At 58.5% G+C, this 20,082-nt stretch carries 17 protein-coding genes; 7 read left to right on the top strand and 10 right to left on the bottom strand.

All coding sequences use genetic code 11. The features are described from left to right. Positions 1–6: 6 nt before the first annotated feature. The 3 genes from nikB (JONANDRAFT_RS04750) to JONANDRAFT_RS04760 all read right to left on the bottom strand — a co-directional run bounded on the left by nikB (JONANDRAFT_RS04750) (position 7) and on the right by JONANDRAFT_RS04760 (position 4,294). Complete coding sequence (gene nikB, locus JONANDRAFT_RS04750; RefSeq protein ID WP_008521390.1) at positions 7–936, bottom strand: nickel ABC transporter permease; 930 nt, start codon at positions 934–936, stop codon at positions 7–9. 264 nt (positions 937–1,200) lie between these two features. Next, positions 1,201–2,808: a PucR family transcriptional regulator gene (locus tag JONANDRAFT_RS04755; protein WP_008522996.1), complete on the bottom strand. Its 1,608-nt coding sequence runs from the start codon at positions 2,806–2,808 to the stop codon at positions 1,201–1,203. 43 nt (positions 2,809–2,851) lie between these two features. After that, entirely contained in the window at positions 2,852–4,294 is a 1,443-nt protein-coding gene (locus tag JONANDRAFT_RS04760; RefSeq protein ID WP_008521392.1) for a leucyl aminopeptidase family protein, read from the bottom strand. A gap of 241 nt (positions 4,295–4,535) precedes the next feature. On the opposite strand from JONANDRAFT_RS04760, the gene JONANDRAFT_RS04765 reads away from it, so the two are divergent. The 7 genes from JONANDRAFT_RS04765 (at position 4,536) to pepT (ending at position 12,391) form a co-directional block, all read left to right on the top strand. Continuing rightward, on the top strand, positions 4,536–6,029 hold the full coding sequence (locus tag JONANDRAFT_RS04765) for an ABC transporter substrate-binding protein (RefSeq protein ID WP_008522997.1): 1,494 nt from the start codon (positions 4,536–4,538) through the stop codon (positions 6,027–6,029). A 161-nt stretch (positions 6,030–6,190) separates the two neighbouring features. After that, on the top strand, positions 6,191–7,120 hold the full coding sequence (gene nikB, locus JONANDRAFT_RS04770; RefSeq protein ID WP_008521396.1) for a nickel ABC transporter permease: 930 nt from the start codon (positions 6,191–6,193) through the stop codon (positions 7,118–7,120). Positions 7,121–7,130: 10 nt separating this feature from the next. Continuing rightward, positions 7,131–7,997: an ABC transporter permease gene (locus JONANDRAFT_RS04775; RefSeq protein WP_008521397.1), complete on the top strand. Its 867-nt coding sequence runs from the start codon at positions 7,131–7,133 to the stop codon at positions 7,995–7,997. Positions 7,998–8,010: 13 nt separating this feature from the next. Beyond that, positions 8,011–9,021, top strand: coding sequence for an ABC transporter ATP-binding protein (locus tag JONANDRAFT_RS04780; RefSeq protein WP_008522998.1), 1,011 nt, complete (start codon positions 8,011–8,013; stop codon positions 9,019–9,021). Positions 9,022–9,026: 5 nt separating this feature from the next. Beyond that, positions 9,027–10,019 carry an ABC transporter ATP-binding protein gene (locus tag JONANDRAFT_RS04785; RefSeq protein ID WP_008521398.1) on the top strand — a complete coding sequence of 331 codons (993 nt, stop codon included), beginning with the start codon at positions 9,027–9,029 and terminating at the stop codon, positions 10,017–10,019. A gap of 93 nt (positions 10,020–10,112) precedes the next feature. Then, positions 10,113–11,156: a M42 family metallopeptidase gene (locus JONANDRAFT_RS04790; RefSeq protein ID WP_008522999.1), complete on the top strand. Its 1,044-nt coding sequence runs from the start codon at positions 10,113–10,115 to the stop codon at positions 11,154–11,156. A 5-nt stretch (positions 11,157–11,161) separates the two neighbouring features. Then, a complete protein-coding gene (pepT, locus tag JONANDRAFT_RS04795) occupies positions 11,162–12,391 on the top strand; it encodes a peptidase T (RefSeq protein ID WP_008523000.1) in 1,230 nt (409 codons plus the stop codon). Between the two features lie 82 nt (positions 12,392–12,473). Here pepT and JONANDRAFT_RS04800 read toward each other — a convergent pair whose 3' ends face one another. The 7 genes from JONANDRAFT_RS04800 to JONANDRAFT_RS04830 form a co-directional block, all read right to left on the bottom strand. After that, on the bottom strand, positions 12,474–13,985 hold the full coding sequence (locus tag JONANDRAFT_RS04800) for an ABC transporter substrate-binding protein (RefSeq protein WP_008523003.1): 1,512 nt from the start codon (positions 13,983–13,985) through the stop codon (positions 12,474–12,476). A gap of 126 nt (positions 13,986–14,111) precedes the next feature. Then, complete coding sequence (locus tag JONANDRAFT_RS04805) at positions 14,112–15,584, bottom strand: ABC transporter substrate-binding protein (RefSeq protein ID WP_081465270.1); 1,473 nt, start codon at positions 15,582–15,584, stop codon at positions 14,112–14,114. A 120-nt stretch (positions 15,585–15,704) separates the two neighbouring features. Continuing rightward, the gene (locus JONANDRAFT_RS04810; RefSeq protein ID WP_008523006.1) at positions 15,705–16,256 is read right to left on the bottom strand and encodes a hypothetical protein; all 552 of its coding nucleotides are present in this window, start codon (positions 16,254–16,256) and stop codon (positions 15,705–15,707) included. Between the two features lie 11 nt (positions 16,257–16,267). Beyond that, positions 16,268–17,263, bottom strand: a complete 996-nt coding sequence (locus JONANDRAFT_RS04815) for an ABC transporter ATP-binding protein (protein WP_008521404.1) — start codon at positions 17,261–17,263, stop codon at positions 16,268–16,270. Beyond that, positions 17,260–18,255, bottom strand: coding sequence for an ABC transporter ATP-binding protein (locus JONANDRAFT_RS04820; protein ID WP_008521405.1), 996 nt, complete (start codon positions 18,253–18,255; stop codon positions 17,260–17,262). The genes JONANDRAFT_RS04815 and JONANDRAFT_RS04820 overlap by 4 nt, the downstream gene beginning before the upstream one ends. 7 nt (positions 18,256–18,262) lie before the next feature. Beyond that, complete coding sequence (locus tag JONANDRAFT_RS04825; protein WP_008521407.1) at positions 18,263–19,114, bottom strand: ABC transporter permease; 852 nt, start codon at positions 19,112–19,114, stop codon at positions 18,263–18,265. A gap of 15 nt (positions 19,115–19,129) precedes the next feature. Continuing rightward, positions 19,130–20,053 carry an ABC transporter permease gene (locus JONANDRAFT_RS04830; RefSeq protein ID WP_008521409.1) on the bottom strand — a complete coding sequence of 308 codons (924 nt, stop codon included), beginning with the start codon at positions 20,051–20,053 and terminating at the stop codon, positions 19,130–19,132. Positions 20,054–20,082 lie beyond the last annotated feature (29 nt).

The following is a 20,082-nucleotide window of genomic DNA, read 5'->3' on the forward strand; positions in this document are numbered from 1 at the left end:
GTCCCCTCACTTGTACTGCGCCTTAATGCGCGGATCGACGTACGCATAGAGCAAGTCGACCAATAAATTGACTAAGCTAACCGAAAATGCGATAAACAGCACCCCGCCTTGGACTGTCGGATAGTCCCGCATCTTGATCGAATCGACCATCAGCCGGCCGACGCCAGGTATGGAGAAAATTGATTCGGTTAAAAGCGCACCACCCAGCAGGTTGCCAAACTGCAAGCCAGCAACGGTAATGATAGGAATCAACGCATTTGGAAGCGCGTGGCTCCAAATGACGCGAGACTCCTTCTGTCCCTTGGCGCGAGCAGTGCGAATGTAGTCCTGACGGATAACCTCCAACATTGAGGACCGGGTCATTCGGGTAAGAATTGCTAAAGAGCCAAACGCCAGTGAGAGCGACGGCAATATCATCGCTGAAAACGTGCTGAACCCGGAAGAAGGGAACCACCCCAGTTGAACTGAAAAAAACAGAATCAACAACAGCCCCAGCCAAAAGGAGGGCATAGAGATACCGATTAAAGCAAACACCAGCACGACCGAGTCAAGAAAAGAATATTGCTTAATCGCCGATACTATCCCTAAAGGAATTCCGATCAACACTGAAAAAAGGGTTGCAAGCCCTGCCAGAAGGCAGGTGTTTGGAAATGCAGAAAGGACGTCTGCGAGAACGGCATGCTTGGTAATATACGAAGTACCAATATCTTGATTGAAAACAGCGTTATAGAGGTATCGTCCAAACTGAACAAAAAAAGGATCATTCAGTCCCTGAGCAGCTCTGAACTGCGTTAATGCCTCCTCACTTGCCTGCTCACCTAAAATCAATTTCGCCGGATCCCCTGGCGTCAAATACAGCATCGTGAAAATCACGAAGGCAACGCCTACCAATACCGGCACCATCGAAAACAACCGTTTAAATATGTATCGATGCATGCTCCAGTCTCCTCCTTACCCTCTCGATAGCCCTCTTTTGCGTCTCCTGACACAACGTTACCCGATTAAACCGCCACCGTCATTATTATCAAAAAACATATAACAGCTATTTTTTGATTGATAAACACTAAACGCCCTCGGAAAATCCGCCGTGATACTTTTATAACAATAATAACGCGATATTTTTAGCTTTTAGAGACAAAAAACATGGCCGCCTGTCAGTCAGGCGGCCATGAGTGTAGCGTTTTTTGGATTTTTTTACGGCTATTTCCTATGATTTTCATCAAATATGTTCATTCGGTACATCTTGAACGCTATCCCGAGCGAGAGCCTTTTGTCGCTGTCATTCAAGTCGGCGCGGAGAAGCTCTCTGATTTTGTCGTACCGATACCGCAGCGTGTTGTAGTGAATCGAAAGGTCATCAGCCGCCTGTTTGAGCTGCCAATTGCTCTTGATGACCGCTTCCAGCGTGATGAGCAGGTCGCTGTTGTGCTCTTTGTCGTGCTGAATCAGAGGCTGAAGCTGCTCTTCACAGAAGTTTTTCGCGTCCGGCGTGTTGCAGATCGGCGCGATGAAGGAGAAAATGCCCAGTTCGTCCCAGTCAATGATGTGGTTGCCGCACTTGAGGCTGCGAACAATTTCTAGGGCTTTTTTCGCTTCGGTGTAGCTTTCGTGAGCGAGAAAGGCGCTCTCTTTGAACCGTCCTGTGGCTATTGTGACTGTGGCCTCGGTTCGCTTGGCGATTTGCTCCTGAATTTTGAGAAGGTCTTCGCGCCCAATATGCCGGCTCGGCGGTTCGGGGGAGAAGTCCAAGAAGACGATCGCGTCGCTCATGGTGCTGTAAGGCATTTTCGAGTAAACCCGCCGTATGCCTTCGACGGCAATGGAAGAGACCATTTGACGCCGCTCTTCAAGCTGAGCATACGGCGTTTCACTGCCGTCAGGCCGGCGTTTTTCCGGGTCAATCTGGACGACGATTGCCCGCACCCACCCGGACAGATCCCAGCCGAACCGGTGGGCCCGCCGGGTAAGATCCCGTTCGTGTTTGACGTTGTTTAAGATCAGGTCCTGCACAAATTCGTTCCGGTAGCGATATTCCACTTCCCGGCTGGCGATATCCCGCTGAACGAGCAGCATCAGAGCCGTCGCGGCGTGCTGAGCCGCCGTCTGCAGCTGTCTGTCCTGCTTCTGTTCTCCCGGTGCGGAGTTCAGAAACAGATAGCCGTAGACGTTGTCGCCGGACTGAATTTTTCGGCACAGGTATTTGTCCTGCAGCTCCCTCAGGGCAAGCCCAAAGACGTCCTCCCGAAATGCCTCGTTTTTCGCCGAGCAGTAGCGCTCCCGGGACGGAAGGCTGAAAAACGCGACGTCCTCCCGTGAGAACAGCTGCAGGTTGTAAAGCACCTGATCAATGCCGCCGCCTTCAACCAATAAGTCGGAAAACGATCGAAGAACCATTTCTGAAAAGCGAATATCACCGGCCTGTTCGTTGATGATCCGGCTCAAAATCGGCGTGATGACGTCGGTAAAGGCCAGCTGAATGGGAATTTCCAGTATGGCGAGCCCTATTTTGTCTGCCGTGTCCTTGACTTGTTCCGGCAACTGCCCGATGAAGCGGCCGAGTTTGACGCCGAGCGCAGCCGCTCCGGCGGCATTGAGGTCGTTCACCAGCGAAAGCAGCTGTTCCGGGTTTTCTCTGGCGAGATACGCAGAGGTGAGCACCAATTCACCGCCGTGAAGCCAGCGGCTGATGTCCGGCGCTTCCATGACGTTGACGTTCCTGACCGGGCGTTCAAGCCCGCTTGCGCCTGCCAGCAGGCGTATTCCCTCAAGTTCGGACATGTCGAGCAAGTCCCGAACGACTAGCGGCATGCGAAACCTCTCCTTCCCCTTATCCTCCCGCTTCCGGCAGGCCTTACTTTTCCAAGTTCATCAGGTACTGCAGGCAGGTGCGGACGCCGAACGACGAGGCCCCGGCGCTGTAGCAGTCAAACGCGCTTTCGTAATAGTCGACGCTGGCGATGTCCAAGTGAATCCAGCTGGTTCCCGGCACGACGAATTCCCGAAGGAACATGCCGGCGGTGATGGCGCCGCCGCCCGGGCCGGCAGAGTTTTTCACGTCCGCGAAGGGCGTAGAAATTTTCTCTTTGAGCTTGTCGTCGTCCAACGGGAAGTAATGGAACCGTTCGCCGACTGCCTTGCCCGCGTCAATAATGGCTTGAGCCAGAGCGGCGTCGTCTCCCAGAGCCCCGGCCGTGTAGCCACCCAGAGCCGTTCCGATCGCGCCGGTGAGCGTGGCCATGTCAATAAGGGCGTCGGGCTTCAGCTCGCAGGCGTAGGCCAGAGCGTCGGCGAGCGTCAGCCGGCCTTCGGCGTCGGTGTTTTTCACTTCAATGGTCTTGCCGTTTTTGGCTCGGATGATGTCGTCTACCCGGTAGGCGTCGCCGTCGGGCATGTTCTCCACCGCGCCAAAGATCCCGTGAACTTCCAGCGAAGGACGAAGGGCTGCAACGGCTTCCATGATGCCCAGCACGTTGCACGCGCCAGTTTTGTCCCCTTTCATGGTGATCATGCCGTCTCGGGTCTTGATGCTCAGCCCGCCGCTGTCAAAGGTGACCGACTTGCCGACAAAGACGACTCGCTTGGGGTTTTCGATGCCTTGAGGCCGGTAGACCATGTGGACGAACCGAGGCCGTTTGGCCGAGCCGCGGCCAACGGCAAACAGGGCTTCCATGCCCATTTCGTGAATTTGCCCTTCGTCGTACACGGTGCATTCCAGTCCGCCGGCGCGGGCGACTTCCTGCGCGCAGTGGGCCATTTCGGCCGGCCCGATGACGTTGCCCGGCTCGTTGGCCAAGCTTCTGGAACGAATCTGGCCGCCGGCAAACGCTCCCGCTCGCTTCAGCCCAATCTCGGTTCCGTCGAGGAAGACTTCTTCCGGTCCGGCGTATTTGGGCCGGGCGGTCCGATATTTGTCAAAACAGTAGTCGCCCAGAAGAATGCCTTCGGCGGCAGCCTGCGTCAGCCGATCGTCAAGGGCTTCGGGGAAGTAGAGCCGGATGGCCTTGATTCCCCGACCGTCCAGTTCCCGCTGCAGGTTTGCGCAGCCGTTCCGCAGGGCCCGCGCCAAACACCCTTCGGCCGGGAGCTCGGCTAAAATCACCCTAGGCGTTTTCTTATCCGCTGTTGGAATAAGGTGCCATCCGGCCTTTCCGGGCTCAAGTCCGGTCAGAGAACGAAGGGCCCGGCCGATTTCAAGAAGGCCGGCAGGAGCCTGCGGCTCCTTCTCTCCACGGTAAAAAAGGACTGGGACTGCGTCCGAACCGGCAGCTGCCGCTGAAACGACTTTTACTGTCATTGTTATCTCCTCCTGTCTAACGTCAACGGATGTTCTTTGTTACTTTACCACAAAATGGGACCGACAAGCTCAGAGAAATTCAACAGTTACCGAAAAACGACATTTTTTTATCTTAATCTCACGGAGTAATCTTGCACGGGTAAGTTGTTTATCGGATAATAGATCGCGTCAGGGGGTTCTACAGGGGGACACCCGACAGCTCTGGCTTGCCGGAGTTTATTTGACAAGGGAGGTATTGTGAATGTCCAAAAAGTTTTTTGCGTTGCTGGCTGGCATGTGCCTTTTCGCAGGCGCCGCTTGGGCAAAGGGCGATACACTGACCGTCGCGAACATCTACGACGCCAAGTCGCTTGACCCGGTGGCATCCAACGACGTGGCCTCGGCGGGTGTCTGCATCCACATCTATGACAACCTGCTGACGATCACCAACGACAACAAGCTCGTTCCTCAGCTGGCCACAAAGTGGGAGCAGATCGATCCCAAGACCTTCAAGTTCTACCTTCGTCAGGGCGTCAAGTTCCACAATGGCGAGCCGTTCACTGCCGACGACGTGGTTTACACGGTCAACCGGGCGAAGTCCGACGTGGGCGCCGCTATGAAGCAGTACACCGATCCTATCGACTCGGTCGAGAAGATCGATGACTACACGGTTGTGTTCCACCTCAAGTACCCCTACACGCCGTTCGTCATGACCCTGACCCACATGTGGGGCGGCATCGTCAACAAGAAGGCCGTCGAGGCGGCTGGCGACAGTTACGGCATGAACCCGGTCGGAACCGGCGCGTTCAAGTTCGTCTCTTGGGCGAAGAACGATCGGATCACCCTTGAGCGCAACGACGACTACTGGGGCGACAAGCCGGCATATAAGACGCTGGTCATGCGCTCGATTTCCGAGGACAACAGCCGGACCATCGCTCTTGAAAGCGGCGACGTTGACATCGCCTACCAGATCAGCCCGATGGACATTCAGAGAGTCGAAGAGAACCCGGACCTTGAGATTCACCGGGTCAACACCACGTCCATCACTTACTTGGGCATGAACTGCAGCAAGAAGCCTTTGGACGACGTCCGCGTCCGTCAGGCGATTTGGTACGCCCTTGACGTTCCGACGATTCACGATGCGGCTTGGCACGGCGTTGGTTCTATTCCGAAATCCGCCATTTCCCCCGAGATCCTGTACTCGGCCACTGACCTGCCCCAGTACACTCTGAACGTTGAGAAGGCGAAAGAGCTGCTGAAGGAAGCGGGAGTTCAGCTGCCTCTGCACATTGAGCTGTGGACCAACGAGCTGCAGCAGCGGCAGGATATGGCCCAGATGATTCAGGCTTACTTGAAGGCCGTCGACATCCAGGTTGACATCAAGGTTCTGGAGTGGGGCGCTTACCTCTCCGGCCTGACGGAAAAGAAGCACGACATGTTCATCCTTGGCTGGTCCGCCTCCGTGCCCGATCCTGACGTGGCAGTGTACGGCGTTCTGGCTTCCAAGGGACCTTCCAACTACACGTACTTCTCCGATCCGACTCTTGACGAGCTGCTTGAGAAGGGCCGCCAGCTGCCCAGCGGCGACGAGCGGCAGGCCACGTACCACAAGGCCCAGGAAGAGATTCACAAACAGGCTCCGTGGGTTTACCTGCACCTGTCCGAGGACGCCCAGGGCGCTCAGAAGTACGTGAAGAACTTCTTCCCCAGCCCGATCAGCTACACCAGACTGACCGGCGTTACCTTTGAAGAGTAGCGCTTCCTGATTCAGGCAGAACCACATTGTTCCCAGATGGAGCTCGCCGCTGTGAGGAGACCGAGCGGCGGGCTCCTTTTTTGAGAGCCCCTGCCGCCCGTCCATAGACTGGCGGCCAAGATTCAGCTGAGGGGTTGACCCGTCACACGAGGGGGATGTGAATGTACCGGTATATCTTTCGCAGAATTTTTGCCCTGATTCCGGTGATGGTCGGCGTGGCGTTCATTGTGTTCTCGCTGCTGTTCATCACCCCGGGCGATCCGGCCCGCATCGTTTTAGGAGACCAAGCGCCGCAGTCGGCTATCGAAGTGTTCCGCGCCAAACAAGGCCTGGACGATCCGTTTTTGATTCAGTTCGGACGGTATCTCTACAAGGCTGCGGTCAAGCAGGACTTGGGGATTTCGTACGTCACCAAGACCCCGGTCAGCAATACCATTCTCGCGGCTTTCCCCGCCACCGTGAAGCTGGCGGCTTTTTCCATGATCATCGCCGTGCTTATCGGCATTCCCTGCGGAATTATCTCCGCGATCAAGCAGTACTCTATCTTCGACACGATCACCATGGTGTTCGCCATGGTGGGGCTTTCTATGCCCGTTTTCTGGCTGGGCCTGCTGCTGATCCTCTTCTTCTCCGTCCGGCTCCGCTGGCTGCCGTCGTCAGGGTTCAACACGTTTAAGTCGATGATCCTGCCGTCCGTGTCGCTGTCCGCTCAGGCTATTTCGATGATTACCCGAATGACCCGGTCCTCCATGCTGGAGGTTATCCGTCAGGACTACATCCGCACCGCCCGCGCCAAGGGACAGAAAGAGTCGGTCATTATCTGGCATCACGCTCTGCCCAACGCCTTGATCCCGATCGTCACCATTACCGGGCTCCAGTTCGGCGGGCTTCTGGGCGGCGCCGTGCTCACCGAGTCGGTGTTCTCCGTCCCCGGCGTCGGCCGGCTGATGGTCGATTCCATCAAGATGCGCGACTACCCGATGGTTCAGGGCGGCGTGCTGTACGTCGCTCTGGCGTTCTGTTTGGTCAACCTGCTGGTCGACCTGCTGTACGCCTACATCGACCCGCGCATTAAGGCGCAGTACAAGTAGGGTGACGACGATGGCAAACAAGAAGAAGGTCCCGCCCCAACAGGGCATTGCCGGCGTCCTCTACCGCCTCAGCCGCTCCCCGCTGGCAGTCTTCGGGCTGCTGGTCGTGGCTGTCCTCATCTTTGCGGCTATTTTTGCCACTCAGATCGCCCCGTACGGTCAGGCAGATATGAACTTGGCGAACCGGTTCATGTTCCCTTCGTCTGCTCACTGGTTCGGCACCGATGAGTTCGGCCGGGATATCCTGAGCCGAATCATTTTCGGCGCCCGCATTTCCCTTCAAGTGGGCTTGATCGCCGTTGGCATTTCTCTGGTCTGCGGCGGCCTGCTGGGCGCGATTGCCGGCTACTACGGCGGCAGGCTTGACAACGTGATCATGAGAGCCATGGACGTGCTTTTGGCTATCCCGGGAACCCTTTTGGCCATCGCCATTGCGGCGTCGCTCGGGCCCGGCCTTTACAACTTAATGATCGCGGTCGGCATTTCGGCCGTCCCGAGCTACGCGCGTATCGTCCGAGGTTCCGTTCTGACCCTGCAGGGTCAGGAGTTCGTCGAGGCGGCGCGAGCCGTCGGCAGCTCGGACTGGCGAATCATCATGAAGCACATCATCCCCAACAGTATGGCTCCGATCATCGTCCAGTCCACGCTGGGCGTCGCCAGCGCGATTTTGAACGCTGCCGGCCTGAGCTTCATCGGTCTGGGCATTCAGCCGCCCACGCCCGAGTGGGGCGCCATGCTCTCCGGCGGACGGAGCTATATCCGCAACTACCCCTACATGACCCTGTTCCCCGGCTTGGCCATCATGATTACGATCATGGCACTGAACTTTTTAGGCGACGGTCTGCGCGACGCGCTCGACCCGAAGCTGAAGCGGTAAGGAGGCGGAAGTCATGACAGATCTGACTGCAAAGAAAGACGCCACCCCGCTTCTCGACATTCGGGACCTGACCATTCACTACATCACCGAGTCCGGCGACGTCCACGCCGTCGAGGGGCTGAACCTGCAGCTCGGCCACGGCGAGACTCTGGGATTCGTCGGCGAGACCGGCGCGGGCAAAACGACCACCGCCCTCGGCATCATGCGCCTGCTTCCCACGCCGCCGTCCAAGATCCAGTCCGGAGAGATCTACTTTGACGGCGAAGACCTGCTGAAAAAGAGCGAGCACCAGATGCGCGAGATCCGCGGCGACAAAATCGCCATGATCTTCCAGGACCCGATGACCAGCCTCAACCCGGTTATTCCCGTCGCCGAGCAGATCGCCGAAATGATCGAACTGCATCAGAACTTGAGCAAAAAAGAGGCGCTCGAGAAAGCCGGCGACATGCTGGAACTGGTGGGAATCCGCCGCGAACGCTGCGGCGACTACCCGCACCAGTTCTCCGGCGGAATGAAACAGCGGGTCGTCATCGCCATCGCCTTGGCGTGCAACCCGGCGCTGCTTATCGCCGACGAACCCACCACCGCCTTGGACGTCACCATTCAGGCTCAGGTGCTGGAACTGATGAAACAGCTGCGGGTCAAGTTCAACACGTCGGTCATCCTCATCACCCACGACCTCGGCATCGTGGCAGAAATGTGCGACAAAGTCGCCATCATGTACGCTGGCCGGGTCGTCGAGTACTCGGACACCCTCTCGCTCTACACCAAGCCGCGGCACCCGTACACCGAAGGGCTCTTCAACTCCATCCCCGACTTGGACGAAGACCAGGACGAACTCAAAGTCATTCACGGACTCATGCCCGACCCGACTGACCTTCCGCCCGGCTGCCCGTTCCACCCCCGGTGCCCCTACGCCGTCGACCAATGCACCAAAATTGAGCCTCAGATGGTAGAAGTCGCTCCGGGCCACTACGCCGCCTGCCCGATTCTCAATCCCACAGCAGGCGTGAAGGGAGAGTGACGGCCATGACGGAAATCATGAAAGAACCAGCAGCCGCTCCCCATACCCCCATGGTGGAAGTCAACCACCTGAAAAAGTACTTCAAGACCAAACGAGGCCTGCTTCACGCCGTAGACGACGTCAGCTTCAGCATCGAACGGGGCGAAACGCTCGGCCTCGTTGGCGAATCGGGCTGCGGCAAAAGCACCCTCGGGCGCACCATGATCCGGCTGCTGGACGCCACGTCCGGAGAAGTCAAATTCGACGGCCGCGACATCCTCAAGTTCAGCAAATCAGAAATGAAAGAAATGCGGAAGAAAGTCCAGATCGTCTTCCAAGACCCGTACTCGTGCCTCAACCCGCGGCTCAGCGTCGCCGACCTCATCGCTGAACCGCTCATCGTCAACAAAGTGTACAGCAGCAAAAAAGCCATGAACGACAGGATCTTGGAGCTCATGGACACCGTCGGGCTTGCCCGCCGTTTGATCGGCACCTACCCGCACGAACTGGATGGAGGCCGCCGGCAGAGAATCGGCATCGCGCGGAGCTTAGCGCTCAACCCGGACTTCATCGTCCTTGACGAACCGGTATCGGCGCTGGACGTATGCATACAGGCGCAGGTACTGAACCTGCTGTGCCAGCTACAGCGCGACAACGGGTACACGTACGTCTTCATCTCCCACGACCTGAGCGTGGTTAAACACCTGAGCGACCGGATAGCGGTCATGTACCTGGGGTCCATGGTGGAGCTCACCGGGGACAAAGAAATCTTCAAGAACCCGCTGCACCCGTACACCCAAGCGCTGCTGTCGGCCATTCCAATTCCGAAAGTTGGAGTGAAGCGGGAGCGAATCCTGTTGGAAGGTGACGTTCCGAGCCCGGTGAACCCGCCGGCGGGCTGCCGGTTTGCCGGCCGGTGCCGATTCCGGAAGGACATCTGCACGGCTCAGACGCCTGAGCTGAAAGAGGTCGCTCCTAATCACTTCGTCGCCTGCCATTTAGTAAAGCCCTGCAACTAACCATCTTCTCTGTGCGCGCCAGCTTTCGCTGGCGCGCACAGGCGTTGTTTTCCTCGCTTAGGAATAGACCTTCCTGAAAGGAGTTTGAACGACTTGAAACCAACCGTTGATATGGAGTACGTGCTGGGCCTAGGGAAAGAACTGATCGAGATTCCATCCGTCGGCGGCGACTGCCGTCGGGCCATGAACAGAGTTCGCGACGAGTTCACCGCCCTTGGGCTGAAGCCCAAGGAGACCAATAAAGGCGCCCTGATCGCCTCTCAACCCGGCCGGACTCAGAACGGCGGCCGTATCGTTTCGGCCCACGTGGACACGCTGGGCGCGGTAGTCCGCCGAATTGAGCCGAACGGGACGCTTCGCCTTCTGACCGTCGGCGGCTTCTCGTGGAACTGCGTCGAAGCGGAAAACCTGCTCGTTCACACCGCTGACGGGAAAACGGTTGAAGGCTCGCTCATGCCCGACAAAGCGTCGCGGCACGCCTTCGCCGAAGAAGTGACGACCATGGTCAGAGACGACGACCACGTGCACGTCAGGCTCGACGAGCCCGTGCAGACCGCCGAGGACGTCCGCCGTCTGGGCATAGAAGTGGGCGACATCGTCTCGTTTGAGACCCGATTCCGCCGTACGCCTGCCGGTTTCGTCAAGTCCCGCTACTTGGACGACAAAATCTGTCTGGCCTGCTGCTTTGGCGCCATCAAGGCCCTGAAGGACGCTTCCCTGCTCCCGAGCCGTCCGGTACACTGGTACGCGTCCAACTACGAGGAAATTGGCCACGGCGTTTCCGTCATTCCCGACGGGGTCACCGAGTGTCTCGCCGTTGACATCGCCATCGTCGCCGAGGGCAACAACTCGTCGGAGCGGGCCGTGAGCATTCTCGCCAAGGACAGCCGCACGCCATACCCGGTTGACTTCCGGCACCGTCTCCAGAAGCTGGCGCAGGCCGAAGGCATACCCTACCGGGTGGACACGCCGTACCGCTACGGTTCCGACGCCTCCATGGGCGCGCTGGCCGGCTTCGACTTCAACTTTGCCGCCATGGGCCCCGGCGTTGACGCGTCGCACCACTACGAGCGCACCCACATCGACGCCTTAAAAGCCACCTGCGGCCTTCTGATGGCCTATCTTTTGGAGGAGTGAGAGCCATGAATGATTCAAAACTGGTTCAACGGTTTATCCGGTACATCACGACCCCGACGCAGTCGGACGACACGTCGAAAACCGTCCCGTCGACGCCGACCCAGCACGTTTTAGCCAAAATGCTCGGACAGGAGCTCCGGGACTTGGGCCTGTCAGACGTCAAGGTCACCGAACATGCCTACGTGACTGCCAAGCTGCCGGGGAACAACCCGACCGCCCCATGCATCGGCCTGATCGCCCACATCGATACGGCCCTTGAAGTGACCGACGATACGGTCAACCCGCGGATCGTAGAGAACTACGACGGCACGCCGATCGTTCTGGACAAGGGAGGGACGACCGTCCTCTCGCCCGACGCGTTCCCGTCGCTGAAAGACCACATCGGCAGCGACCTGATTGTCACCGACGGCACAACGCTGTTGGGCGCCGACGACAAGGCGGGCATCGCGGAAATCATGACCGCCGTCGAGTACCTGAAGGACCACCCGGAAATCTCCCGGGGCGACGTGGCGGTCTGCTTCTGCCCTGACGAGGAGATCGGGCACGGCGCGTCACTGCTCGACCTGAAGGACTTCGGCGCCCAGTTCGCCTACACCGTGGACGGTACCGGCAGCGACACGTTCAACTGGGAGACGTTCAACGCCGCCCGCGCCGACTACCACATTCAGGGTCTGGCCGTTCACCCGGGCTCTTCCAAGAACAAGATGGTCAACGCCAACCTGCTGGCCGCTGAGCTCATCGACGCGTTCCCGCCCGCGGAAACGCCGTCCCACACCGAGGACCGCGAGGGGTTCTACCACCTGTGCGAGATGACCGGCGGCGTGGAAGAAGCCGAGCTTCACTACATCATCCGCGACCACGACCGGCAGAAGTTCGAGAGCCGCAAGGCCTTCGCCGAGCTGGTCGCCCGCCAGATGAATGAGCGGTTTGGGCGCGAGGTCGTCACAGTCTCCGTGTCCGACCAGTACGCCAACATGGCCGACGTCCTGCGAGAAAAGCCCGAAATCGTCGACACGGCCCTGCAGGCCATGAAAGACTGCGGGATCACGCCTCAAGTGATCCCGGTCCGCGGCGGCACCGACGGCAGCCAGCTGTCGCTCCGCGGCCTGCCCACGCCCAACCTGTTCACCGGCGGCTACAACGCCCACGGCAAATACGAGTACGCGGTCATTCAGTCGATGGAAGGGGCCGTGAAGGTCCTGTGCCGCATCGTCGAGCTGTTTGGGAAACGTTAATTCAGCCCATCAAAAAGAAAAAAGCCCGAAACTTCCGCATAAGGAAGTTTCGGGCTTTTCGTTTTCATCGCCTGTCCAGCCGCTACTTCAGCGTCAGATTGCCGAGGTAGTTAATCTGGCCGTCGCACAGGTCTTCCATGCCGACCAGATCTTTGCGGCCGGCATACAGTTCGTCAGAGACGGAGAGGGCGATCATCGGTTTGAGCTCCAGAAGCCGTTCCCAGATTTTCTGGAAGATCTCGAACCGTTTTTCCTGATCGAGCGTCGCATAGCTGGCGTCGATCATCTCGTCGATTTCCTTGTCGGAGAACCGACAGTTGTTCGACGAGCCGATAGCCTTGGAGTTAAAGAGGCCGTTCCAGAACTTGCCGGCGTCCCGGTTAGTCTGCATGCCCCAAGACGCGAGGAACAGTTCGTGGTCGTTTCTCTTGATTCGGTCGTAGAACACGCCGCCTTCAAAGACTTGAATCTCCACCCTGATGCCAACCTGCGCCAGCATGGACTGAATGACCGTGGCGCCGTTGACCCGCGCTTCGCTGTTGGTAGTCCACAGCGACAGGGTCAAGTTCTTGACGCCCGCTTCGGCCAGCAGCTGCTTGGCCTTCTCAGGATCAAACGGCGCCGGAGCGCTGTTCTTTGGCGTAAAGGTGCTGGCAGGAATCAGCGGCCCGGCGGGCGTAACCGCCATGCCTTGGAAGACTACCTGCTGATAGGCGTCCTTGTTGATGGCCAGATCGATGGCCTGCCGCACCCGCGGATCCGACAGCTTGGGCGAGTCGTTGTTCATGCCGAGGTACGTCAAGCTCAGTCCAGGGGCCTGTACGACCTTCGCCTTGCCGGTCTCGTTGAGCCGGTCGACCTCGTTGTTGGGGATCTGATAGATCATGTCAACCTTGCCGGTCTCAAGGGCGATCACGCGGGTTGACGCGTCCGGCAGGGTGATGATGGAGAACTTCTCGAACGCCGGCTTTTGGCCCCAGTAGTCCTTGAAGGCTTCCATTTCAATACGCTCGCCTTTGGTCCAGCTGACGAACTTGAACGGGCCTGTCCCTACCGGGTGACGGAAGTACTCCTTGCCGCCCTCTTTGACGGCCCGCTCGCTCATGATCGCCATGGCCGGCAACTTCATGTTCTCCAAGAAGCCGCCAACCGGGCCTTTGGTGCGGACGATCACGGTGTAGTCGTCCGGCGCCTCAAAACCCTCAGGATCAATAAACTTCCCCACCGACGAGGCGAACACGGACTCGGTGGCGAACCGCTTCAGCGAGAAGACCACATCGCTGGCTTTCATCTCGTCGCCGTTGTGGAACTTGACGCCGTGTCTCAGGTAGAACTTGTAGGTGTGGTCATCGGGCATTTCCCATTTCTCGGCCAGCACGGGATAAATCTTTTTCGTGTGGCCGTCCACGTTGACTAGCGGCTCGAAAATCTGCCGCGCGGCGCCGAACGAATAGGTGTCCGTCGCCTGAGTCGGGTCAAGCGTGAACGCCTCGCTTAAAACGCCCAAACGGAAGTGCTTCATCTCCGCCGCGTTCCCCGATGCCGCCAAGGCGGCTGCCAAGGCCAGAGCCACCATTACCTTTTTCACCCGCATCTCCTCCTCCGCGTTAACGATTTTGGGCTTTTCGGCCCGTTGCGCAAGTTCGCCGCATGTCTTGCCCAGATACGGCAAGGGCCCCTTCCGCGGCCGCAAGCCGACTGAAGGTGCCCTTGACGAATTTTAGTCTGCCAGAGTGAGACGGCCCAAGTAGTTCAGACGACCGTCGCAGAAGTTCTCCATGCCCACGAGGTCAACCCGTCCGCCGTACAGCTCGTTGGCCACGGCCAGCGGAACTATGGACTGATAATCGTTCAGCTTCACCCACAGCTCTTCAAACATGGCGTTGCGGGCGTCAGCGTCGATGGTGTGAATGCTCTCGTTGATCAGCTTGTCGATTTCAGGATTGTTCGTCCTCGTGTCGTTCGTGTTGCCGATCGCGTCGCTGTTAAAGAGCCCGTTCCAGTATTTGCCGGAGTCCCGGTTGGTCTGCATTCCCCAGCGGGAAATAAACAGCTCCTGCTTGCCGCTCTTCAGGTTGTCGTAGAACACGCTGGACTCAAAAACCTGAATGTCAAGCTGGATGCCAATCTGAGCCAGCATGGACTGGATGACCGTCGCGCCGTCGATGCGCTCCTGCATGTTGGAGACCCACAGGGTCAGCTTCTTGGGAGCCGCGTCGCCGACTTCGGCCATGAGCTTTTTGGCCTTCTCCAAGTTGAACGACCAGTCAACCGCCGTCTTGGGCGTGAAGGTGCTCGCCGGGACAAGCGGACCGGCGGGGACAGCCGCATGGCCCTGATAAACCACAGCGTTGTAGACGTTCTTGTCGATGGCGTATTCGATGGCCTGACGGACCCGCGGGTCGGACAGCTTGGGGCTCTGGGTGTTCATGCCCATGTAGGTCAGGTTCAGGCCGGGCGCTTCGACAACTTTCGCCTTGCCGTCGGCGTTAATCCGGTCCATGTCGCTGGCCGGAACCATGTAAATCATGTCCACCTTGCCGGTCTCTAAGGCGATGACTCGGCTGCTGTCGTCAGGAAGGACGGCGATGGAGAGTTTTTTGAACGCCGGCTTTTCGCCCCAGTAGTCGTCGAACGCCTCAAGTTCCAGCTTGTCGCCTTTGCTCCAGCTGACGAACTTGAACGGGCCGGTGCCTACCGGGTTGCGGAAGTACTCTTTGCCCAGCTCATTGACGGCCTTTTCGCTGCAGATGGTGAAGGCGGGCAACTTCATGTTCTCCAAGAATCCGCCCACCGGGCCCTTCGTCCGAATCAGCACGGTGTAATCGTCGACTATTTCGCAGCCGTCCGGGTCGATGAACTTTCCCGTTGAGCCCTTGAATATCGACTCCTGTGCGAACCGCTTGACCGAGAAGATCACGTCGCTGGCCTTCATCTCTTCGCCGTTGTGGAACTTGACGCCGTGTCTCAGGTAGAACTTGTACGTGTGGTCGTCGAGCATTTCCCATTTTTCGGCCAGGACCGGCACGAGCTGCTTGGTGCGGCCGTCGACGTTCACCAGCGGTTCAAACATATGTAGCGCCACCGAGAATGACATGGTGTCGGAGGCCATCATAGGATCGAGGGTCTTCACATCGTCCGCTACGCCCAAACTAAAGTGCTCCATGTTCTTTGCCGCCAGGGGACTCGCCATCAGACAGCCCGCAAGAGCAGCGCACAGCAAAAACTTTCTCACGATCGAATTCCTCCTCTCAACTCATAAGACCGCCTGCTTCCCTGAAAAGCGTTCGGCGGCGCGGCCGGGAAGATCCTCCTATGCTTCCGTTTTGGTCCGAGAACCGATGACCTTGGCAGCAGCCTGGGCTGTCTCCCTGTCAGGACAATACAGCTTCGTCAAAATGCCTCGGCTTCCCAGCAGAAGAACCACGTTTCTGTTCTCGAGAAGACGGCACCCGGCGATTTTCTCCCATCCGATCACTCGGACGGAACTTTTGTGGGTTTGGCCAACCAAGCGAACCGGGTAGCCGATGCCGCTGCCAGTTCCTGTCCGCTCCAAAGTCCCACGGAACTGCTCAACGTACAGGCCGTCCTCGTCCAGCTTGTAGAGAGCGCCGAACTTTCCGATAAAAGCGATCCCGATCAGGACGAAAAGCCCGACGATCATGACGGCCAGATACGAGGCGTAAATGGCGGCTCCGAGAAAATGTTCAGGCCGAACGGAGCCGCCGAAAAACCACTGAAAAGCGACGATAGCAGCAACAGTGCCCGCCCATGCGAGAGCGGTCAGAACAAGGACGTCCCGGAGAATCAGCGGGTTGGTCAGCACAGGGATGCCGACGAACCAGCGCATCCGCTCCTTTTCCATCTCGTCCTTACCTAGTTAGCCTGATGGCCCAGCAGTTCCCTGGACCGCAGGCAGGCGACCAAATGCCCCGGACGGATCTCTTCAAGCTGCGGCGTCTCGGTCAGACACCGATCCTGACGGTACCGGCAGCGGCCGGCAAACCGGCAGCCAGCCGGCGGGTTGATCGGGCTGGGCACATCTCCTTCAAGCAGAATCCGATGACGCTTCGCGCCCAAACGAGCAATCGGCACGGCGGACAGAAGCGCCTGGGTGTACGGGTGAATCGGCTCGCCGAACAGCACGGTGTTGTCAGCCTGCTCAACCACGACGCCCAGATACATCACCGCCACCGAGTCGGACACGTAACGGACGACGCTCAGGTTGTGGGAAATGAACAGATAGGTGTAGCCCCGCTCCTTTTTCAGGTCGCCCAGCAGGTTGAGCACCTGGGCTTGGATACACACGTCGAGAGCCGAAACCGGCTCGTCCAGCACGATGAACTTGGGATCCAGCGCCAAGGCCCGGGCGATGCCGATTCTCTGGCGGCGGCCGCCGTCAAGCTCGTGAGGGAACGACGTAGTCAGCCGTTCGGCCAACCCGACCGTGTCCATCAGCTCCTTGACCTTGGCGTCCATTTCCTTGCGGGAATGGCACGTCTTGTTGATGATCAGCGGTTCAGAAATCAGCTGCGAGACTGACATGCGGGGGTTCAGCGAAGAAAACGGATCCTGAAAGACGATCTGAGCCTCCTGGCGGAACTGACTCCGCCGGTCGCCCTTAAATTCCAAGCTGTTCTTGCCCTCGAAGATCACCTCGCCGCCGCTCGCTGGAATCAGGCCGATGACGACCCGGCCGAACGTCGACTTGCCGCAGCCCGACTCGCCGACGAGCCCCAGCGTCCGGCCGCGGGGAATCTTGACCGACACGTCATCAACGGCGTGAAGTTGTCCGCCGCCCACTTGGAAGTACTTTTTCAGGTGCTTGATATCGAGCAGGATATCGTTGTTCTGCACGGCGTTCTCGGTCATGCCCGGCTCCTCCCCCCAGCGTTCAGGCCAAGCGGCGTGTAGCAGTTTACAAAATGTCCCGGTTCAATTTCTCTGATGCCGCAGGCCGCTTTATGGCACTGGTCAGTGGCATAGGGACACCGCGGCGAGAAGCTGCAGCCGGTCGGCAGGTTCGTCGGATCCGGCGGCATCCCGGGGATCACGGCCAGTTTTCCGCCGAGCGGGCTTTCCAGATCCGGGACGGCGTCGAACAGCCCCTGAGTGTACGGGTGAAGCGGGTGTCCGTACAGCGCCTGAATCGGGCCGTACTCCACCACCGCGCCGGCGTACATGATCGCCACGTCATCGCAGGTCTCCGCCACGATCCCAAGGTCGTGGGTTATCAGCAGCAGGGACGTCTGCACCTTCTTTTGAAGCTCGTTGATAAGATCCAACACCTGAGCCTGAATCGTCACGTCAAGAGCCGTCGTCGGCTCGTCGGCGATGAGCAGGCTGGGCCGGCAGGCCAAGGCGATAGCGATGCCAACGCGCTGGCGCATGCCGCCGGAGAACTGGTGAGGGAAGTCCTTGCCGCGCTCGGGCCGAATGCCCACCATCTCCAGCATCTCGTGAGCCCGCTCCAGCGCCTTGGCGCCCTTCAGATCCGAGTGAAGGACGACCATCTCCATGATCTGCTGCTCCACCGTCATGATCGGGTTGAGCGAGGTCATTGGGTCTTGGAAGATCATGGCGATTTCGCCGCCGCGCATGTGACGCTTTTCCGCTTCTGTCATCTTCCGAACGTCGCTGCCGCGGAAGAGAATCTCGCCTTCGGTTATTTTTCCGGGAGGCGTCTGAATGAGCTGCAATATCGACAGGGCCGTCGTCGTCTTGCCGGCTCCGGTCTCGCCGACGAAGCCGAGCGCTTTTCCGCGCTCAAGCCGAAGGTTCAGTCCGTTGACAGCGTGCACGACCCCCGAGTCGGTGTTGAACTGCACCGACAGATTCTTGATATCAAGAAGAATATCGCTCATGGCCGGCCTACCGCTTCTGCTTGGGATCAAGCGCGTCTCTCAGGCCGTCGCCAAGGAAGTTGAGCGCCAGAATCGTTATCATGATAGCCAGCCCGGGGAAAACGCTCAGGTAAGCGCTGTTCCTTAGGTACGGCCGAGCGGCCGAAAGCATGCCGCCCCACTCGGGGAACGGCGGCTGAATGCCTAAGCCCAAGAAGCTCAGGGTGGCCGCGAAAAGAATCGCGTTCGCCACGCTCAGCGTGGACTGAACGATGAGAGGGGCCGCACAGTTGGGCAGAATATAAACGAGGATAATCCGCGCGTGGCTCGCGCCCATCGCCTTCGCGGCTTCGATGAACTCCATGTCCTTCACCGACAAGACCGACGCCCGCATCAGACGGGCGAACCGAGGAATCGACGTGATGCCGACGGCCACCATCAAGTTCATCAATCCTGGCCCTAGAACGGCCGATATGACGATGGCCAAAAGTATGGTTGGTATGGCCAGCTGGACGTCCATGAAACGCATGAGCAAGTTGTCCAACGCGCCGCCAAAGTATCCGGCGACCGCGCCGATTGTGCCGCCGGCGATCAGGGAAATCGAAACGGCGATCAGCCCCACCTGAAGGGAAACTCTGGAACCGTACACTAGGCGACTCAGCACGTCGCGCCCGAACTCGTCAGTCCCCAGCAGGTGCGTCGCAGAAGGCGGCTTGCGGATCATCATGTAATCCTGCTCGTCGTACCGGTACGGCGCCACTTGGTCGGCGAACACGGCCGTCAGGATAAGCAGCACGACGATGAACAGCCCCACCAGCGCCAAGTAGTTCCGCCGGAGCCGGATGAGAGTGTATTTGAGCATTGAGTTGTTCTTTGACATTACGCGGAGCCCCCTCTATTTCACGTGGATTCTGGGATCCACGAACGCGTACATCACGTCGACGAACAGGTTGATAAGACAGAAAGCAATGGAGATAAACAGGACGCCGCCCTGAATAATCGGGTAATCCCGCATCTTGATCGCCTCGATCATCAACCGCCCGATTCCAGAAATGGAGAACACCGCTTCGGTAACGATCGACCCGCCCAAAAGGGTTCCGAACTGCATGCTGACGATCGTCATGATCGGGATCAGCGCGTTGGGCAGGGCGTGCCGGTAAATGACCTTCCGCTCCGTCTGGCCTTTGGCCCGCGCGGTGCGCACGTAGTCGGACCGAATGACTTCCAGCATGCTGGAACGGGTCATTCGGGCGATAAGCGCCAAGGAGGAACCGGACAAAGTGAACACCGGAAGAACCATGGCGCTCACCGAGTCGAATCCCATGGACGGGAACCACCCCAGATGGACCGAGAAGGCCAAAATCATCAACAGCCCGGTCCAGAACGTGGGCATCGAAACGCCTAACAGCGTAATCAGCGTCGTGATGCTGTCCAGAATCGAGTACTGCCGGATAGCGCAGATAATCCCCAGCGGAATGCCCACCACGGTGCTGAACACGACGGCCCAGAACGCCAGCTTCATCGTCACCGGAACGCGATGGCCGATTTCCATGGAAACAGGGCTCTGCATGGCGTAGGAGTACCCCAGATCGCCTTTGAACACGGCCCGGTAAACGTAGTTGCCAAACTGGACGAAAAACGGCTTATCCAGACCATGCTCCGCTCGGAAGGCAGCGATGGCGTCTGGGGTGACTTCTTCGCCCAGCGCAATCCGCGCCGGATCGCCCGGCGTAAAGTACAGAATGGTGAACAGGATAAACATGACACTCAAAACGATAGGTATCAACAGCAAAATACGACGAACAATGTATTTGACCATCTTACTGCTCCCCTCCGGCAGTTCTTTAT

The sequence above is a fragment of the Jonquetella anthropi DSM 22815 genome, from assembly GCF_000237805.1.
Classification (GTDB): Bacteria; Synergistota; Synergistia; order Synergistales; family Dethiosulfovibrionaceae; genus Jonquetella; species Jonquetella anthropi.

Bases quoted from the DNA above. Each gene is read 5' to 3' on its own strand.
- nikB (WP_008521390.1), bottom strand. From the start codon at position 936: ATGCATCGATACATATTTAAACGGTTGTTTTCGATGGTGCCGGTATTG.
- JONANDRAFT_RS04755 (WP_008522996.1), bottom strand. From the start codon at position 2,808: ATGCCGCTAGTCGTTCGGGACTTGCTCGACATGTCCGAACTTGAGGGA.
- JONANDRAFT_RS04760 (WP_008521392.1), bottom strand. From the start codon at position 4,294: ATGACAGTAAAAGTCGTTTCAGCGGCAGCTGCCGGTTCGGACGCAGTC.
- JONANDRAFT_RS04765 (WP_008522997.1), top strand. From the start codon at position 4,536: ATGTCCAAAAAGTTTTTTGCGTTGCTGGCTGGCATGTGCCTTTTCGCA.
- nikB (WP_008521396.1), top strand. From the start codon at position 6,191: ATGTACCGGTATATCTTTCGCAGAATTTTTGCCCTGATTCCGGTGATG.
- JONANDRAFT_RS04775 (WP_008521397.1), top strand. From the start codon at position 7,131: ATGGCAAACAAGAAGAAGGTCCCGCCCCAACAGGGCATTGCCGGCGTC.
- JONANDRAFT_RS04780 (WP_008522998.1), top strand. From the start codon at position 8,011: ATGACAGATCTGACTGCAAAGAAAGACGCCACCCCGCTTCTCGACATT.
- JONANDRAFT_RS04785 (WP_008521398.1), top strand. From the start codon at position 9,027: ATGACGGAAATCATGAAAGAACCAGCAGCCGCTCCCCATACCCCCATG.
- pepT (WP_008523000.1), top strand. From the start codon at position 11,162: ATGAATGATTCAAAACTGGTTCAACGGTTTATCCGGTACATCACGACC.
- JONANDRAFT_RS04800 (WP_008523003.1), bottom strand. From the start codon at position 13,985: ATGCGGGTGAAAAAGGTAATGGTGGCTCTGGCCTTGGCAGCCGCCTTG.
- JONANDRAFT_RS04805 (WP_081465270.1), bottom strand. From the start codon at position 15,584: ATGGCGAGTCCCCTGGCGGCAAAGAACATGGAGCACTTTAGTTTGGGC.
- JONANDRAFT_RS04810 (WP_008523006.1), bottom strand. From the start codon at position 16,256: ATGGAAAAGGAGCGGATGCGCTGGTTCGTCGGCATCCCTGTGCTGACC.
- JONANDRAFT_RS04815 (WP_008521404.1), bottom strand. From the start codon at position 17,263: ATGACCGAGAACGCCGTGCAGAACAACGATATCCTGCTCGATATCAAG.
- JONANDRAFT_RS04820 (WP_008521405.1), bottom strand. From the start codon at position 18,255: ATGAGCGATATTCTTCTTGATATCAAGAATCTGTCGGTGCAGTTCAAC.
- JONANDRAFT_RS04825 (WP_008521407.1), bottom strand. From the start codon at position 19,114: ATGTCAAAGAACAACTCAATGCTCAAATACACTCTCATCCGGCTCCGG.
- JONANDRAFT_RS04830 (WP_008521409.1), bottom strand. From the start codon at position 20,053: ATGGTCAAATACATTGTTCGTCGTATTTTGCTGTTGATACCTATCGTT.